Here is a 17,286-nt window from a genome sequence, read left to right as displayed (position 1 = left end):
GACCCGGTAATCGATCGTCTGGGTGGACCGGCAGGCTGGTCCCGCATGTCGAGTGCGGGAGGTGGTTGTGGCTCGTCGTCCGGAAGTGTTCGTCCGGCCGTTGTCGATGGAGGACGGCCGGAAGCTTGCGCGGATCAGCAGGACCGCGCGGAACCCGGTGAAGCTGCGCCGGGCGATCGTGGTGCTGATGTCCGGCCAAGGCCAGACGGTCCGCGACATCACGTCATTGATGCAGGTCAGCGACAGCTATGTGCGGGACGTGATCCACGCGTTCAACGAGCGGGGGTTCGACGCGCTGGACCCAAAATGGAGCGGGGGACGCCCGAAGATGATCGGTGAACAGATCCGTGAGCGGATCTGCCTGATCGCCAGGACGTCCCCCGCCGACTGGGGCATTACCGCGTTCACCACTTGGTCGCTGGCCAAGCTGCGCGATCACCTGCTCGACCGCGGCACGGTCGCGGCGATCAGCCGCGAAACCCTGCGGCGGATCCTGCGCGCCGGCGGGGTCTCCTGGCAGACCACGACCACCTGGAAGGCCTCGACCGACCCGGACTTCCTGGCCAAAATGCATCGGATCCTGGATCTCTACGACCATCCGCCCGAGGACGGGCGGGTGATCTGCGTGGACGAGTTCGGCCCACTGAACCTGATGCCTCGCAAGGGAAAGGCCTGGCGGCCACAGACCAGGCCGTTCCGATTACGGGCGACCTACAACCGCTACGGCGGCGTCATGCACATGCTCGCCGCGCTCGATCTGACCACCGGCAAGATCCTCTACCGGATCCGGCCCCGCAAACGCCACAGCGAATTCCTCGGCCTGCTCAAAGCCCTGCGCGCCCGCTGGCCGGGCGAGAAGTTGTACCTGTCATGGACAACTTCTCCCCGCACCGCCACCCCGACGTCCGCACCTGGGCCGCCGGCAACCAGGTCGAGCTGGTGTTCCTGCCGACCTACGGGTCCTGGCTGAACTGGATCGAGGCCGAGTTCGCCGCGTTGCGCTACTTCGCCCTGGGCGGCACCGATCACCGCAGCCACACCGAGCAGAACACCGCCATCGCGGCCTACATCCGCTGGCGCAACGCCCGCGCCAAGCCCAAGACCGGCTTCGCCACCGACTTACCCATCCGCACCTGGACCGATTACCCGGTCAACGTTGCGTGACGCACCACTAGCTCGATGATGACGGATCTCCTTCTACTCAAAGGAGATCCGCGCTGGCGACCGTCCTGCCCGTTCCGATCTCGCGCCTGGCGAGTTTTGGGGCGAGGCTGGCGTTGCTGGCGTCAGGAGTGCTGAGATGACGTTCGCGCGTCGAAGTGCTGCCGTTCTCGAGGGTGCGGTGTACATCGACGCGGGTGTGCTCGACAGGAACGGGCTGAAGGCTCGGATCGACGAGGTGGTGCGGCACGAGCTCGCGGTGCTGCTCCGGTCCAACCCCCGATCGCGACTGCGCTGGACCGACCGCGCGGTGCTCGCCGCGCTTGTGCGGCGCCTGCCTCAGCAGTTGCGCGGACACCGGTTGGCGACACCAGGCACGATCCTGCGATGGCACCGACGCCTGGTCGCGAAGAAGTGGACCTACCCGAACCGGACCGGACGCACCCGCCGGCGATCATCTGCGGTGCTAATGTACTTTCGTTTGGGTCTGAATAAGGCATTTAGGGTGGGTGGTGGATGAGCGACCTCAGGCTGTTCCGGATAACCGCTGGTCGCGCGGACGAACTGGCCAGTGGCTCGGTCGCCCTGGAGCGCCATCTGCGGCGAACAATCGAGTGTTGCCGACGACTTCACTCGTTACGACGAACACGCCGTGCGCCAGAACAATCACAACATCGAGCGCGTTCGGTACCGCGATTCCGGCGGACCTGACCGAAGCCGAGCAGTACTTGCGAATGAGCTACGACGCGAACTGAGCCAGAGGCGCATAGGGAGCAAAGCGTGAGTGGAGCCGACGTCAGTCGAGCCGAGATCATCAACTACTGGCACACGATCGAGATGTTCAGCCCTCCCGATGTTCCTGCGGTGAGAGAGGAACACCGGGTCTACCAGGTGGCACCAGGACAACCACTGCCCTGGGAGCCCACCCACCGGCTGCAGAAGGTCCAGCTCGAGGAGCACCTCACCTGGCGGTACCGGGTTTACTGCGGGGTCTTCTCACTCGAGGACATGAACACCGTGCTGGAGCGCGTGTTCCCGCCGGACCAGGACAGCTATGACGAACGACCCGCAGGGCACAGCGCGTTGACGGCGTTCGTCCTCGACGTCGAAGGGCGGCCGCTGTTCGACAGCAACATCTTGTCGACCTGTGCCTGGGCGACAGGTCGGGCGGTCGATCCTGGACCTCGGCGCCGTGACTGGCTTGACGGGTTCGACGAGGACGAGGCCGAGGCCGACGAGCTGTTTCGGAAGCTCGTGGCTGCCGCCAAGGATGATCCGCGTGTGCGCGCGCTCGCCGAACAGGGAATCTCCGTAGGCAGGCCGCTCGCTGCCGCAGATCTGACGGGTTACCAGAAGACATTGTGCGCGAAGCTCGGCCTGCCGGGCGACTTCGACTGTTCCGAGATCCGGATCAAGTGCGAGCTCGTGAGTCACACGAACGCATACCGGGAGGACGACCAGGATTTCCTGAACAGCTTCATCGCCGCGGATCTTCGCCAAGTGTCGGCCGATGTCCGAGCGGGCAGCTGTGGCACGGCTCTTCGACAGTACCTCAGCGGAGACAGGGAGATCGACACAGCGGCGAGGATCGACGTGCGGGAGGAGTTGGGCCAGGTGTTGGACGTTGTCCGGCCGGACGCCGTGCCGCTCGGGCGTTGGCCCAGCAACGTCGAACATCCACTCGCGCTGAGCCAGCAGCTGGCCGTCAACAACGTGCTGAGCAGGCTCAGCGCGTCGGCGGGCATCTTCGGCGTGAATGGGCCGCCTGGGACCGGCAAGACCACCATGCTGCGGGATCTGATCGCGGCGATTGTGGTCGAACGTGCGTGTCGGCTCGCCGAACTGTCGAGGCCGGCGGCCGCGTTCCGAGGTAAGCGTCAGTGGAAGGTGGGCGACTACACGCGCACCGTGCACCTGTGGCGAGAGGACCTCACCGGGTTCGAGATCGTGGTCGCTTCGAAGAACAACGGCGCGGTCGAGAACGTGACCAACGAGATTCCCGCTGTCGGCGCGATCGACGACGCGTGGCGTGACGAGGTCGACTACTTCCCGGAGATCGCAACCGCTCTGCTCAACGTCGACCAGCTCGACGCCGACCGGAAGACCTGGAAGCAAGCTTGGGGCATGGTCGCCGCGCGGCTTGGCAACAAGACCAACCGCGGCAAGTTCGCGACCGCGTTCTGGTACGGGATCAAGCCCAAGCCGAAGAAGAAGCAGCAAAAGGATGTCGCCGAGCCGCCGCCGATCCCGGGCATGAACGACCTGCTCAAAGCCGTGATCGCGGAAGGTCCCGACCAGTCGTGGACGGATGCGGTCCGTGACTTCCGCAGTGCGTTGGCGGCTGCCCAACAGATCCAGGCCGATCGTGGTGCAGTCGACGGAACCTTCCTGCGCCTGAAAGAAGCGCGTGACCGTGGTCAAACTGGTAGGGGTGCGTTCGAGCGGGCCGGCCGGCAACTGGAGCAGGTGAACGCCGCGCTCAGCGAGGCTCGGCAGAACATCTCAGCGTGGCAAGCGGAACAGCACAAGCGAAGTAGTGCGCGGCAACAGCACCTCAGCCATCGACCGAACCTGGTGCAGTCGCTGTTCGGTTGGGGACGACCCATGCGTAACTGGCAACAAGTCGACGACGGCCTTGCCGCGCAGTTCGCGGAGGCATTTGCGATGAACGCCCAGTGGGGGCACCGGCTCCAGCAACTCGAGCGCGACACCATTGCGGCACAGCATGAGCTTGACCATCACGGTCGGGTTGTGCGAGAGGCTGACCAGGAAGTGGGGCGACTGGAGGCTTCGCTGCGCGCCGCCGAAACGTCCCTTGGTGACTTCTTTCCGGGTGACACATGGTGGACCGACGATGAACGACGTGAATTGAAGGCACCTTGGACCGACAGCACGTGGAACGACGCGCGAACCCGCCTGTTCTTCGCGGCTTTACGGCTGCACAAGGCGTTCCTCCAGAATGCCGCGCACGAGATGCGGCAAAGCCTGCAGGCCGCCATGGACGTCGTACAGGGCGCCGCACCCAGGGACCTGCCGGAGGCAACGATCCGAGCGGCCTGGCAGACCCTCTTCTTCCTGGTTCCGGTGGTGTCCACGACGTTCGCGTCGGTCAGCCGGGTGTTTCCCCGGTTGGGTCCTGAGTCGTTGGGGTGGCTCTTCATCGACGAGGCGGGACAGGCCACCCCGCAAGACGCTGTCGGTGCGATCTGGCGCAGCAAGAGGGTGGTCGTCGTCGGCGATCCACTTCAGCTCGAGCCGATCGTCTCACTGCCCTTCCGCGTTCAGCAGGCGATCCGGGGCGACCACGGCGTTGACGAGAAGTGGTTGCCCGCACGGACATCCGCGCAGCAGTTGGCGGATCAGCTGACGCCGCTCGGCACCCATCTGCCCACCGACGACGGGCCGATCTGGGTCGGGTCTCCGCTGCGTGTGCACAGGCGGTGCGACGAGCCGATGTTCGGCATCGTCAACCAGATCGCATACGACGGAATGATGATCAAGGGCGGCCATCGCAGCAAGGACCTCATGCTTCCGTCGGGTGACCAGCCGCTGCCGGAGAGCAAGTGGTTGCACATCTCAAGCGAGGAAAGCAGCGGCCATTGGAAGCCGACCGAGGGCAAGAAGCTCGGTGACATGCTCGCCTACCTCGCCAAGTCCGGGTTCGACATGTCCGAGGTGATGGTGATCGGACCGTTTCGAGACGTCGCAAGGGAGATCGGCAAACACCGGCGGCAGTATCCAGGACTGGTCGCTGGAACCGTCCACACAGCTCAGGGCAAGGAAGCGGACATCGTCATCCTGGTCCTGGGCGGAGATCCGCGCAGGCCGGGCGCGAAGAAGTGGGCGGCGAGCAAACCCAACCTCGTCAACGTCGCGGTCAGCCGTGCGAAGCGCAGGCTCTACGTCATCGGTGATCGGACGGAGTGGTCGAAGCAACGGCACTTCGACGTGCTCGCGTACGGTCTTCCCTGCCGCGAGTGATCAGCGCGTCAGTGTTCTCAAGAGAAACGCAGCTGGGGCAACGTCTTGTGCGACTTGCCGACTCAGCTGATCACTGCGGCTGTACGGCGGCGTAGAACTGTATCGCCAGTTCGCGCACGGTCCGTGGCTGCTGTCGAGCGTGCATGCCAGGCCCAGGCGCGACAGAGCCGATGAGTCCTGGGAGCAAGGGGTGGAAGCAGATTGAGAGTAACTCCGTCCGTTTAACGTACTGGAGCGGTCCTCAATGGACCTAACGGACCCGCGCCGACCTGCAGGAGTCTTGTTTCCGCAGGCTAGCGCGGTATTGGCGCCACAGTTCACACCGAAGAGGTCACTGGCTCGATCCCAGCATCGCCCACAGCGTGTTTCACCTGGTCAAAGGGCCTGCCGATGATGACCATCGGCAGGCCCTTTGCGTTGTGCGAGGGCAAAGTGGGCAGAGGTCCTCCTCCAGCCCAAGCACTCTTAACAGAATGATCTTGGACTACCGCTGATCGCCTCGGGCGCGGATCATTTGGCACACGGGCGACCGGATGACCACCAGGATCTTGCATGGACACGGACGCGCTGACCATCTCGCTCACAGGCGGCATTCGCTACGACATCACCCAACCAGTTCTGTTGATGTCCGAATTCCAACGCGGCGTCACCTCGATGTTCGCCGCCGTGGCGGTGACCACTGAGCCAGGAGTTCTTGGGCCACTCCAATAGGCCGATCGCCTCGATCTCGAACCCTGAGTCGCGAAGCGAACTTTCGAGCCACCACGGTCCCGGAATTCGTTGTTCTGAAAGGATTTCATTTTCACCGTCGGTCATTCGGCGCAGCGAACAGCCACCACCAGGACGGTTTCGCCCCCATAACAGGCCCCGGCCGTTTCAAGACCACAGGGAGCGGCAAAGGTCTGGACCACCAGCCGACCGAGATCCGGTCGGCGCGCCGACGGACTGGAGTGACGGATGAGCGAGGCGAAGCTGCCCCCGCTGTCGATGGACGAGCTGGCCGCCGAGTGTGGCACGGCGTTGCCGGACAAGGAGGTGTACTCGCTGCTCGACCTGAACGTCGACCTGGACCTCGCCCTCGACCTCGCGGCGCCGATCGGCTTGGCCGTCGCGGGCAACGCCAACATCGCGGCACCGATTGACGCCGCCGTGGGCGCGAACGTGCTGTCCGACGGGTCCACCGCGCAGGCCATGGCCGACCAGGGCGTCGCGATCCAGCAGGGCATCACCGGCGAGGCGGTGGCCAACTCCGACCAGGACAGCGCCATTGGCCAGGGCACGTCCCCGGCCCCCGCCCCGCAGCCGCCGGCCGGCGGGGCGCAGGTCCCGACGCCCACGGATCTGGCCGGCGCGCTGGACGGCGGTCTGCTCAACGTGGACGTCGACCTCGCCGCCGACCTCGACCTGGCCGCCCCGATCAACGGCGCGGTGGCCCTCAACGCCAACGTGGCCGCCCCGATCGACGCCGCCGTGTCCGCCAACCTCGGCTCCGTGGGCTCGGAGGCGACCGCCGTCGCGCAGCAGCAGGCGATCATCCAGCAGACCATCGACGGCACCGCCGAGGCGAATGCCGCGCAGAGGTCCGACATCGACCAGTGAGCGACCTGATGAACGCCTCACCACACCCGGCCGGCGGGGACGTGCTCACCACGGCCCCGCCGCGCCGGGCGCGCGACGTCGAACTGATCGGCGAGATGCGCGGCTCCGGCTACCGCCGCCCACCGGCCCTGGTCCGCCGCGCCGACGGCCAGGTCCTCCAGCTCACCCCGCTGCTGTACCGGGTCCTCGAAGCCGTGGACGGGCGTGCTGACCACGCCGGGATCGCCGCCGTCGTCGGGCCGGCCATCGGCCGCTCGGTCACCGCGGAAGACGTGCGCACCCTGCTGGAGACCAGGCTGCGCCCGCTGGGGGTGCTCGAGCTTCCCGACGGTTCCCAACCCGTGCACCGCAAGGCCGAACCGCTGCTCGGCCTGCGCCTGCGCCGGGTGATCAGCGAGCCCCGCGTCACCCGGCGGGTCACCGCGCCGTTCGCACGGCTGTTCCACCCGCTGGTGGTGGCCGCGGTGCTGGTGGCGTTCGCGGCGGTGTCGTTCTGGGTGCTGTTCGTCAAGGGCCTGGCCGGTGCCACGCACCAGGCGTTCTACCAACCCGCCTTGCTGCTGCTCGTGTTCGGGGTGACAGTGCTCTCGGCGGGCTTCCACGAGTTCGGGCACGCCGCCGCCGCGCGGTACGGCGGCGCGACACCCGGCGCGATGGGCTTCGGCCTTTACCTGCTGTGGCCCGCCTTCTACACCGACGTCACCGACAGCTACCGGCTCGGCCGGGCCGGTCGGCTGCGCACCGACCTGGGTGGGCTGTACTTCAACGCGCTCGTCGCGGTCGCCGTCCACGGCGTCTGGTGGCTGACCGGCTGGGATGCGCTGCTGCTGGTGATCGCCACGCAGATCCTCCAGATGGTGCGCCAACTCGCGCCCATGGTGCGCTACGACGGATACCACGTGCTCGCCGACCTGACCGGTGTCCCCGACCTGTTCCACCACATCAAGCCCACGCTGCTGGGCCTGTTGCCACACCGCTGGGGCAGGCCGGAGTCGAAGGTCCTCAAGCCGTGGGCGCGCGCGGTCGTGACGACGTGGGTGCTCGTCGTCGTGCCGATCCTGCTGACGAGCACGGCCCTGCTGGTGCTGGCGTTCCCGCGAGTGGTGGGGACGGCGTGGCACAGCGCCGGTGAGCAGTGGCGGTCGGCGCACGCGGCGCTGGGCGAGGGAGACCTCGCGCTGGTGCTGGTGCGGGTGCTCGGGGTGGTCGCCATCGTGCTGCCCGTGCTCGGCGTCTGTCTGCTGCTGGCCCGGCTCGCGGGTCGTCTGGTCACCCGTAACTGGCGCTCCACTGAGGGCAGGCCTGGCCGGCGCGCGCTCGTGGTGCTGTGCGGGATCGCTGTGGTCGCGGGCCTGGCGTGGGCGTGGTGGCCGCAACCCGACCGGTACCGGCCGATCCGGTCCGACGAGCGCGGCACCGTGACCGACGTCGTGCCCGTCGCCGCGTCGGGCCCGGCTCCCGTCCAACCGGCGCGACCGGTGTCCACCCAGACTGTGTGGCCTGCTGGCAAACCATTGCCCAGCAGGGACAAGCCGGTCCTGGCGATGGTCCTGGAACCGGTCTCGCCGGGTGCCCCGACGTGGGTCTTCCCGTTCGACCGGCCGAAACCTCCAGGGCCGGGCGACAACCAGGTCCTGGTCGTCAACACGACCGACGGCGCGGTCCGCTACAAGGTGTCCTTCGCCCTGGTGTGGGCGACCGATGGTGTGGTGGACAACAGGAACGAGGCGTACGCGCTGGCCTCGTGCCGGGGCTGCACGACGGTGGCGGTCGCTTTCCAGGTGGTCCTCGTGGTGGGCCAGGCGAACGTGGTGGTGCCGCAGAACATCGCCGTCGCCGTCAACCACTCGTGTGTCGAGTGCGTGACGTACGCGCTGGCCTCGCAACTGGTCGTCAGCCTTCCCGAAGACCTGAGCCCCCAGGCGAAAGCCCGGCTCGAAGCGGTGTGGGCCGAGCTGTCCCGACTGGCCGCGGACGTGCCGAGCCTGACCGCGCAACAGATCCAGCAGGCCTTGGAGGGCGCCAAGTCCCGCATCCTCGACGTGCTCCGGCAGGAAGGCGTTCCCCTGCCCAGCACCGCGCCGACCACCACCCCACCGCTCAACACCACGTCGGCGGAAAGTTCCCGTCCGGCCACCTCGTCCGACGTGCCCACGACGACCGCGCCACCGAGCACCACGGTGACGACCACGCCACCGTCGTCCGCGGAGCCGACGACCACGATCACGTCACCTCCCAGCGCAGTCCCCTCGGCCTGATTCCAGTCGCGCTCGGCGAGCGGCGGGCGAATCAGAGCAGATCCACACGAGTGGTTCTCCGATCCGCTGCATTGTTTGACAGCAAACGCTATGGTGCGTTCGGAGGAGGCAGCCATGGGCGGATACGAGGTGGACATCGCCACACTGCGCAAAGCCGCGGAGTCCGCGGTCAGCGCCGGCGAGCAGGCGAAGCAGATCAGGCTGGGCGAGGGGCCGGCCGAGATTCCGGCGGGCATGCGGGGCTCGCGGTCCGCGGCCACCGCACCCAACCTGGCCAAGGCTTGGGACACGAGGCTTGCCGCGTGGTCGGGCGAGATCACGGCCTTCGCCGCGGACGTCCGTGCCGCCGCAGATCGATACGAGAAAGACGAGAACGCCGCGGAGGACGACCTCTCGATCCTGGGCTGGTTGTTCAAATGACCCTCACCTACCACGACGTGCGCACCTGGAACTCGGGTGTGCTCGACAGCGCGGCCGCCACCGTCAAGGCGCGCAAAGACAAGGTCATCGGCTTGCAGGACGAGCTCAACCTCGCGTTCGGCCCTGTTCATTGGCACGGCGACGCGGCAACCGCGGCCCAGACCAAGCTCGCCACCCTCGTCGACCGCGCGGAACACGTCGTCGCCGAGGCAGGCACGGTGTTGCGAGCCCTGCACGACTCGGCTGACGCCCTCGCAGCACTCCGCCACGAGGTCGACAACACCGACTCCGCCGCGGCGTCCAACCAGTTCACCATCAGCGCTCAGGGTGACGTCGTCGACGAACGTCCGCCGGACGCGCGGGACACGCCGGAAAGCGTGCAGCAACGGGCCCGTCTCCGTGCGGAGCTCACCGAGGCCGTCGGCAGGATCCTGCGGGCGGCCCACGAGGTCGACGAGGTGCTCAACAGCGCGCTCACCAAGGCGGAGCAGGCGCAGATCTCCGACGGCGGTGCGACGAGCCTCGCCGAGGCGGACGTCAGCAACAAGACGCAGGACGGCCGCTACCGGATCGGTCCACCCGACCGTCCGGACATCAAGTTCGACGAGGACTTCGTCTACGACTCGAAGGAGTCCACGGTTGGTGACCACCTGGACAAGGCGAAGTGGCTCGCCAAGCTCCGCGGTGCCCAGGCGCTCGGCATGATGCCCGACGGCACCGAGATGTACGAGCACTACTGGAAGAACACCGGTGAGCCCAAGGAGTTCGACTACGAGAAGGCGTACCGCGACGACTCGGGCATCCGCCAGGGCGTCGACTCCGAGATCACCCGTGCCGCCGCGGCGGCCGAAGAACTCATCCGCAGTGGCAACACCAGCTTCCCGATGACAGGGCAGGCCTCGGTCGCCCAGCCCTATCCGACGACGGAGAACTGGCAGAAGGCGGTCGGCGGCTACCAGGTGTGGAGCCACTCCAACGTCCGGGTGGAGGGCAACAAGGTCACCATGGAGATCACCGTCAAAGCCGAGGACCGGTACAACTTCAACCGCGACCAGGCCGACATCGCCACCGGTGCCGGCGACAACGAGAACGGCCGCTTCACCGAGATCGGCTGGGCCAAGCCGTTCGACACGCACGGCACGATCACCAGGACCGTCACCTGGGAGGCCGGTCACCCACCCGGTGGACCGACCGGAGAGCCTGGCGAGGATCGTGAGCCACGCGGGTCGGGCCGCGACCGGGGACCGACCCCGGACAACCCCAGGGAGCGCCGGTGAGGTTCACCAGCTTGACCGCCGTGCTGCTGTGCGCGGTGCTGACCGCGGGCTGTCAGTCGTTGTGGAACGGAGGAACGAACGTGCGCACCACCGACGCCGCCGGCAAGTCCGGCACCGGCGAACTGCGAACCGACCTCGAGCCGCTCACCAAGCGGTTCGCGGCACTGGGCTCCCCGGAGCAGGCCCGCTGGATGTCGGGCACCCTCGGCTCCGACCGCGCACCCGGCCCGTCGACCTACTGGATCGACGCCGTGATCACGCTGCCGGAGAGCAAGATCGACGAACTGAGGTCCGCGTACAGCCCCGAGCCTGCCGGCAAGGCGCCGGACGTCGTCGATGGCCTGCGCGGTGAGCTGCCCAGTGGCAGCTTCCTCACCAGTGATCGGCTCGACCAGGCTTTCACCGCCGACAAGTGGTTCGCCAAGGCCTACCTCGTGCCGGACGACCGTGCGCTCGTGCTTGTCGCCACCGGGACCTGATGCCCACCGCACGCACCGTTGACGTTCCAACGGTCGCCGGTGCCGGCTGCCAAGCGTCGGTGACCAGGACCACGGTTCTGCGGTCAGGACGACTGTGGGCGAGCGCAGCAAAGGCGGTGGTGGCGACCGTTGGCGGAGGTGGCCTTCATCCTGTCGACCGCGAGGACGGCCGGCAGGACCCCGCCGCGGTCTTGCGGAACCCGGCCGGCCGGACCGCGACGGTCAGAAGAGTGCGGAGTGCTTGCTCCTGGACGACAGCGGGTTGTGCCGCGGCTTGCTGCGTGCCATCGGCACCATCGCGTGGCACTCGGTGGTGCGCGGAGGGCTGTCGCGGTGGTCGAAGGTGCGCAGGGTGTCGGCGGTGCGGCGGAGGTCTTCCGCGCAGCTCGCGAGGATCTGGGCCACGGCGCTGCGGCCGTGTGGCGGGATTCCGGGTGCCAGGTCGCGCCAGTCCTCGATGCGGCGCAGCTGGGTGTGCAGCTGTTGCAGGATCTGCCTGCCGACCTCGTTGAGCCGGAACGACGGGTCGTTGCAGAGCACGTCCAGCACCGACAGGTGGTTCGTCAGGCCCGAGGTGGCCGCTGTCAGGCGCTCGCGTTCGGGTACCGGATCACGGCCTTCGGCGAGCCTTTGCCGGACGTCGCGAGCCGTTCCCACGGAGATGCCCGACTGGCGGGCGATTTCGCGCAACGACGCGGTCGGGTGGTCGCGGATCACCTGGGCCGCGGCGGTCCGGCCGGAGGCCGTGGTCATGGGGCGGGCTCGGCCGTCACGGCCGGTGCGCACGTCCATGGTCCGGGGGACGGTCTCGCGGCGCAGGGCGGCCACGCTCTTGGCGCCCAGGCCGGCGGCGAGTGCGATGGCGCGGTCGGAGAGGTCGGGGTGCGTGTTCAGGATGCGTATCACGGCGCGTTTGCGGTCGTCCCTGGTCAATGGGAGACCGTGGGTGACGTTGAGCTTGACGGCGTGCAGGAACGCGTCGCGCTCGCCGCCGTCGAACCACTGCACGGCGATAGTGCGCTGGCCGCGGGCACGGGCCGCCTCCACGCGGTGCGCTCCGTCGATGACGCGCATGGTCGGGCGGTGCACCAGGATCGGAGGCAGGTCCGTGTCGCACTCGACCAGGATCCGGACGTGTTCCGGGTCTGTCCTGGATCTGGGCGAGTCGCCGGGCAGCACTGTGTCGATGTCTACTTCGGACGTTGATGCCTGTTGGTGCGACGCCGCTTTTCCTGACATGAAGAACTCCGGTGTGGTGGATCGCCGACCCCGTGCCGCGGGTCTGGGCGACAAAAGTGATGGAAGCCGCTCAGGCTCGTTGTGGTCACGCGCAGCACAGCCCCAGTCAGCCCCCAGCTGTCCAGCTCGTTTCTTCTTAACAAACCAGGTTTCCAGCTGGTTATCCACCTCGTCGCCCGATCGGACCAGCACGTCGAACAGTGCCCCCACCTGCGAAGCGGCAGTTTTCCCACGCTCGTGGGAGCGCTCACATACAGCGCAAGCTGCGAGATCATGGAATAACTCTGAGCACACCGCGGTTCTGTCAAAGTTTATTTCCGCTAAGCATCAGCCACGCGACTCGTGCGCGTTGACCGTGCGTGATCAGAACCGCAGGTGGGACTCCCGTAACACTCGTCCCGGAGCAAATCAACACGACGTTGAACAAGATTGCCGGGAACACGCCAGTCCCCCGGTGGGGTCTCCACCGGGGGTACCTGGACCTCGCGTCAGACCTCGTACTCGACGCCCACGCCGCCGAAGTGCAGCCGGCCCTGGATGACGACCTTCTCCCCCGCGCTGTCGAAGCCGGTGATCAGGCCCGCCTCCATCAGGCGCGTGACCAGCTGAGCACTGATCTCCTGCTTGCCGATCGCGCCGAGCTTCTTCACCAGCGCCCGGTAGCCGAAGTTCTCCTCGGCGAGCTCCTGGAACACCTGCCGTTCCGCCTCGCCCATCACGTACTGGGTGAGGTCCTCGTCGGCGTCGTTGGCCAGCACGTGCACCGGCTCCAGCCGCATGCTCAGCGGTTCGACCTTGTAGTGCGGCTTCAGCAGCACCTTGCTGCCGGTCCAGACGAGCTTGCTGATGCTGTTGAGCCGCTGGGTCAGGCCACTGATCCAGCGGACCCTGGCGGCGTCCAGCTCGGCTTCGGAGAACTCGTCCGAGAGCTCCTGGCGCTGGTGCTTGCCGATGTGGATCATCGTCGCGGCGCGGTCGTGGAAGTCCGCCACCGCCGCGCTCTCGTCACCGTCGGACAGCCGGTCGAACCACTGCCGGCGCACCAGCCGGTCGTCGTCGGACTCGGTGATGCGGCGCTGCCGCCAGAACTCCGACTCGGGCTCGGTGAGCGAGGCGAAGGTGTAGAACGACGCGAGGAACTGGTGGTAGCCCTCGTAGGCGTCCCGGTACGAGCGGTTGTACCAGGCGTGCACGGCCTCGGACTCGCCCGGGTTCGCGGTCATCCGGTCGATCGCCGCGGCGGCGCTGACCGCCGACTGCGAGGCCAGGTGGACGCCCTGGGAGAACAGCGGGTCCGTGAAGCAGGCCGCGTCACCGCAGAGGAAGTAGCGGCCGGCCGAGAAGTGGTCAGCGTCGTAGGACCAGTCCTGCACGATCCGCACCTCGTCGACCATCTCGGCGTCGCCGAGGATCTCCATGGCGCGCTTGGCCTTCGGCAGGGTGGCGCGGTAGAACGCCTCCGCGCCCATCTCCCTCACCTCGGCCGCACGCGAGCGGTCCACCACCAGGCCGACGCTGTAGAGGCCCCCCTTCATCGGGATCATCCACACCCAGCCGTCCTCGAACGTGATCGAGTACGTGGTGCCCGCGAGGTCGCCGGTGAACGGGTCGGGCAGCTTGAAGTACGACCAGACCGCGAAGTTCCGGTAGAACTCGTCGTAGCGGCGCACGCTGAGCTTGCGGCTGAGCGGGCCGCCGGAGCCCCCGGCGTCGATCACGTAGTCCGCCGTCACGTCCCACCGCTCGTCGGCGCGCCGCAGCGACAACGTCACGGAGTCGGCTGCGGACACGTCGACACCGGTGACGGTCGTGGCCTCGTGCACGGGGATGCCCCGCGACCTGGCCTCGTCCATCAGCATCTGGTCGAACTCCTCGCGCTTGACCTGCACCGCGTGGTCGAACACCCACGGGTTGATCTTCGGCGCGGCGAAGGAGAAGGTCCAGGGCGCCTGGTCCTGTCCCCACAGGAAGGTCGCCGACGGCTTCTTGACGAAGCCGGCGGCGTCGATCCGGTCCTGCAGCCCCAGCCGGTTGAGGATCGACATGGTCCCCGGCAGCAACGACTCACCGATGCGGTACCTCGGGAACGTCTCCCGTTCGAAGACCTCCACGTCGTGCCCGAGCTTGTGCAGCGTCAACGCGGCAACGCAGCCCGCGGGCCCGCCGCCGACGACAGCTACTTTCGACCGTGCCATTCCGCTCCCCCTAAGGGTTTTCGTGGTGTCATCAGGCGGATGGTCCGCCTGATGGTCAGTCCTGGTCGCTGTGCGGGCGCAGCCGCACCTTCTTGAGCCGGTCGGACATGCCGATGTCGTCGATCACCGTCACCTTGGACGGGATCTTGAACGGTTCGACCCGGCCGGTCAGGAACTCCCGCACGTGGGCCCTGGCCTCCGCCCTGGTCAGGCTGCCCACCGGTTTGACGTCGACGCACACCGCCTGGCCGGTGATGGCGTTCGGCCTGCCGTAGACCACGCAGTCCTCGACGAGCGGGCTGGTCAGCAGCACCGACTCCAGCTCGAGCGGGAGCAGCTTCTCGCCGCCGACGTTGATGACCTCGGTGGCGCGGCCCTTGACCCGCAGGTAGCCGTCGCCGTTCTCCTCGACCAGGTCACCGGTGCGGAACCAGCCGTCCTCGGTCACCGCGTCGGCCGGGTGGTTGAGGTAGCCGAGGAACTGCGTGCTGCTCTTGAGCTGCAGCTCGCCGTCGACCACGCGGTAGCGGGTGCTGTCGTCCGCGATCTTGAAGTAGGTGCTGCTGGACGACTCGCTCGTGGTCGCGGCGATGCCGGTCTCGCTGGTGCCGAAGGTCTGCACCAGCCGCACGCCGGGGAACGCCGCGCCGACGCGGGCGAGCAGCTCGGCCGACATCGGCTCGGTGCCGTAGGTGATCAGCCGGAGGCTGCTGACGTCGTGCCGTTCGAGGTGGCCGCCGACCATGATCAGGTTGAGGAACGTCGGGCTGGCCGGCAGCACGCGGATGCGGTGCTGCTCGATCAGCCCGCAGATCTCGTCGGGCGTGCGCTTGGCGGGCAGGACCGCCGCGCCGCCCACCAGCATGGTGCTCAGCAACGAGTTGATGCCGCCGATGTGGTCGAACATCAGCACCATCAGGATGTTGAGCGAGACGGAACCGCGGGGGCGTTTGGCGAGCTTCTGCTCCACCAGCGCGTCCAGGTCGTGCAGGATCGCCTTCGGGGTGCCGGTGCTGCCGCTGCTCAGCAGCACCAGTCCGGCGGCGCCCCTCCCGGCCAGCTCGCTGAAGGCGGGCGACGGCGCACCCGCGGCGGACATCGGCACGACCTCGACCGCGTCGGCGGTGCGGAGGGTGAAGCGGGGCGCGCACGTCTCCCGCACGGTGTCCGCGGTGACCGGTGTGCTGCCGACCATCGGGACGACGGTGTTGCGGTCGAGGTAGAGCGCGAACAGCGCCGCGACCGCGTTGGGGGAGAAATCCCCTTCCAGGACAACGGCGTCGTGCGCGCGGGCGCCCGCCTCGGCGAGCAGGCGGCGGATCTCGCCGATCCGGTCCAGCAGGGCGGCGTAGCTGTGCGGGACACCGTCCACCCACAACGCGGTGCGCTCGCCGAAACCGGCCATTCGCTCCAGAAATGCTTCCCGCACGTCAGTTCACTCCTCCCAGGAAGATCGTTTCGCCGGTCACGAACGCGGACTGGGAACCGATCAGGAACTCCACCGGCCCGCACAGGTCGGCGGTGGTGCACATCCGCTTGATCGCCTGCCTGCCGACGAGTCCGTCGATGCGCTCGCGCGGCACGGTGCGCGTGAGCGTGGTGCTCACCGGCGGCACGCCGAGTCCGTTGACCCGCACACCGTGCTCTGCCAGTTCCTTGCTCATCACCCGCACGAGCTGCTCGACAGCGGCTTTGCTCGCCGAGTAGGCGAGCTGCCCGTCGATGGCCCACGGCACCGCGACCGTGGACAACGCGACGATCGAGGTGCTGGGCTGCTCCGAGCGGCGCAGCAGCTTCACGGCCTCGCGGCAGCAGCTCAGCACCGCGAAGAAGTTCAGGTCGAACAACCGGCGCGTGGTCTGCTCCGGCGTCAGCATGAAGTGGTTCATGACCGACGTGCCGGCGTTGTTGATCAGGGCGTCGAGGTGGCCGTGGGTGCGTCGCAGCTCGCGGAAGAGCGCCTTGACCGCGGTGGTGTCGGTCAGGTCGACCTGGTGGTGGTCGTAGCGCTCGTGCTCGATGCCGCCCGGTTTGCGGCTGCACCCCACGACCTCGTGGCCGGCCGCCAGCAGGTGCTCGGCCAGCGCCTTGCCGATGCCGGTCCGGGTACCGGTGATCATGACCTTCACGGTTCGGCCCGCCTCACCGCGGTGCCGCGACCAGCCGCAGTTCCTCCTCGGCGAAGCCGACGAGCCGCCGGACGCTGCTGAACGGGCTGACCCGTTGCGACACCGCCTTCTCGGAGGCGAGTGCCACCTCCACGTCGAACTCGTCCTCGAGCTTCTCCTCGACGAGCGCGAGAAAACCGACCAGGTGCATGGACTCGAACACCCCTGAGTCACCGCCGTAGAGCCGCAGGTCGAGCACATTGTCGGTCGGTATCTTTTCCTCCCGCGTTTCGTTCAGCTCCTCGATTGCGGAAACAATGATCTGCAGGATGCGATCGTCCACCGTGCTCTCCTCTTACCGGTTCTCCAGGCGCGTCGAATTGCGCCGGATTCACGATCTCGTCTGGAGGCCCTCCGCCGCACGGGCTGTCCGATTGGGGGGCCGGCCGCCGGATGGGTGCGGCACCGCGTCGGGTGCCTGCCGGTTTCGGACGCTAGCAGCGGATATCAGCCTTCGGAAGCGACTCCGGCGACTTTTGCGGAGGTTGAACGCACCACCGGTGTGCGAG

The 17,286-nt window shown here is 67.6% G+C and carries 14 protein-coding genes and 1 pseudogene; 10 read left to right on the top strand and 5 right to left on the bottom strand.

What is annotated here, in order from left to right:
• Positions 1-67: 67 nt before the first annotated feature.
• The 10 genes from ACZ7CD_RS21885 to ACZ7CD_RS21840 all read left to right on the top strand — a co-directional run bounded on the left by ACZ7CD_RS21885 (position 68) and on the right by ACZ7CD_RS21840 (position 11,175).
• Complete coding sequence (locus ACZ7CD_RS21885) at positions 68-970, top strand: IS630 family transposase (RefSeq protein WP_470379586.1); 903 nt, start codon at positions 68-70, stop codon at positions 968-970.
• Positions 871-1,164, top strand: coding sequence for a transposase (locus ACZ7CD_RS21880; protein ID WP_470379585.1), 294 nt, complete (start codon positions 871-873; stop codon positions 1,162-1,164). Before ACZ7CD_RS21885 ends, ACZ7CD_RS21880 begins: the two co-directional genes overlap by 100 nt.
• Positions 1,165-1,300: 136 nt before the next feature.
• Positions 1,301-1,681: a hypothetical protein gene (locus tag ACZ7CD_RS21875; protein ID WP_470379584.1), complete on the top strand. Its 381-nt coding sequence runs from the start codon at positions 1,301-1,303 to the stop codon at positions 1,679-1,681.
• 260 nt (positions 1,682-1,941) lie between these two features.
• On the top strand, positions 1,942-5,142 hold the full coding sequence (locus ACZ7CD_RS21870) for a DEAD/DEAH box helicase (protein WP_470379583.1): 3,201 nt from the start codon (positions 1,942-1,944) through the stop codon (positions 5,140-5,142).
• Positions 5,143-5,694: 552 nt separating this feature from the next.
• Entirely contained in the window at positions 5,695-5,853 is a 159-nt protein-coding gene (locus ACZ7CD_RS21865) for a hypothetical protein (protein WP_470379582.1), read from the top strand.
• A 246-nt stretch (positions 5,854-6,099) separates the two neighbouring features.
• A complete protein-coding gene (locus tag ACZ7CD_RS21860) occupies positions 6,100-6,741 on the top strand; it encodes a peptidoglycan-binding protein (protein WP_470370982.1) in 642 nt (213 codons plus the stop codon).
• 8 nt (positions 6,742-6,749) lie between these two features.
• Complete coding sequence (locus ACZ7CD_RS21855) at positions 6,750-8,999, top strand: zinc metalloprotease (RefSeq protein WP_470379581.1); 2,250 nt, start codon at positions 6,750-6,752, stop codon at positions 8,997-8,999.
• Positions 9,000-9,113: 114 nt separating this feature from the next.
• Positions 9,114-9,419, top strand: coding sequence for a type VII secretion target (locus ACZ7CD_RS21850; protein ID WP_360391832.1), 306 nt, complete (start codon positions 9,114-9,116; stop codon positions 9,417-9,419).
• The gene (locus tag ACZ7CD_RS21845; protein WP_470379580.1) at positions 9,416-10,696 is read left to right on the top strand and encodes a WXG100 family type VII secretion target; all 1,281 of its coding nucleotides are present in this window, start codon (positions 9,416-9,418) and stop codon (positions 10,694-10,696) included. The genes ACZ7CD_RS21850 and ACZ7CD_RS21845 overlap by 4 nt, the downstream gene beginning before the upstream one ends.
• Positions 10,693-11,175, top strand: coding sequence for a hypothetical protein (locus ACZ7CD_RS21840; protein ID WP_470379579.1), 483 nt, complete (start codon positions 10,693-10,695; stop codon positions 11,173-11,175). Before ACZ7CD_RS21845 ends, ACZ7CD_RS21840 begins: the two co-directional genes overlap by 4 nt.
• 222 nt (positions 11,176-11,397) lie before the next feature.
• Here the strand turns inward: ACZ7CD_RS21840 and ACZ7CD_RS21835 are convergent, their stop codons facing one another.
• The 5 genes and pseudogenes from ACZ7CD_RS21835 to ACZ7CD_RS21815 all read right to left on the bottom strand — a co-directional run bounded on the left by ACZ7CD_RS21835 (position 11,398) and on the right by ACZ7CD_RS21815 (position 17,060).
• Complete coding sequence (locus tag ACZ7CD_RS21835; RefSeq protein WP_360391840.1) at positions 11,398-12,249, bottom strand: hypothetical protein; 852 nt, start codon at positions 12,247-12,249, stop codon at positions 11,398-11,400.
• Positions 12,250-12,902: 653 nt separating this feature from the next.
• Positions 12,903-14,594 (bottom strand): annotated as a pseudogene (gene cmlS / locus ACZ7CD_RS21830) (chloramphenicol-biosynthetic FADH2-dependent halogenase CmlS); the annotation flags it as partial.
• 70 nt (positions 14,595-14,664) lie between these two features.
• The gene (locus tag ACZ7CD_RS21825; RefSeq protein WP_458431105.1) at positions 14,665-16,038 is read right to left on the bottom strand and encodes an ANL family adenylate-forming protein; all 1,374 of its coding nucleotides are present in this window, start codon (positions 16,036-16,038) and stop codon (positions 14,665-14,667) included.
• Position 16,039: 1 nt separating this feature from the next.
• Positions 16,040-16,729 carry an SDR family NAD(P)-dependent oxidoreductase gene (locus ACZ7CD_RS21820; protein WP_360391848.1) on the bottom strand — a complete coding sequence of 230 codons (690 nt, stop codon included), beginning with the start codon at positions 16,727-16,729 and terminating at the stop codon, positions 16,040-16,042.
• Positions 16,730-16,751: 22 nt separating this feature from the next.
• A complete protein-coding gene (locus ACZ7CD_RS21815) occupies positions 16,752-17,060 on the bottom strand; it encodes a hypothetical protein (RefSeq protein ID WP_360391850.1) in 309 nt (102 codons plus the stop codon).
• Between the last annotated feature and the right edge of the window lie 226 nt (positions 17,061-17,286).

The organism is Lentzea sp. NPDC036949 (genome assembly GCF_055608075.1).
This window is presented reverse-complemented; position numbering and strand designations above follow the sequence as displayed.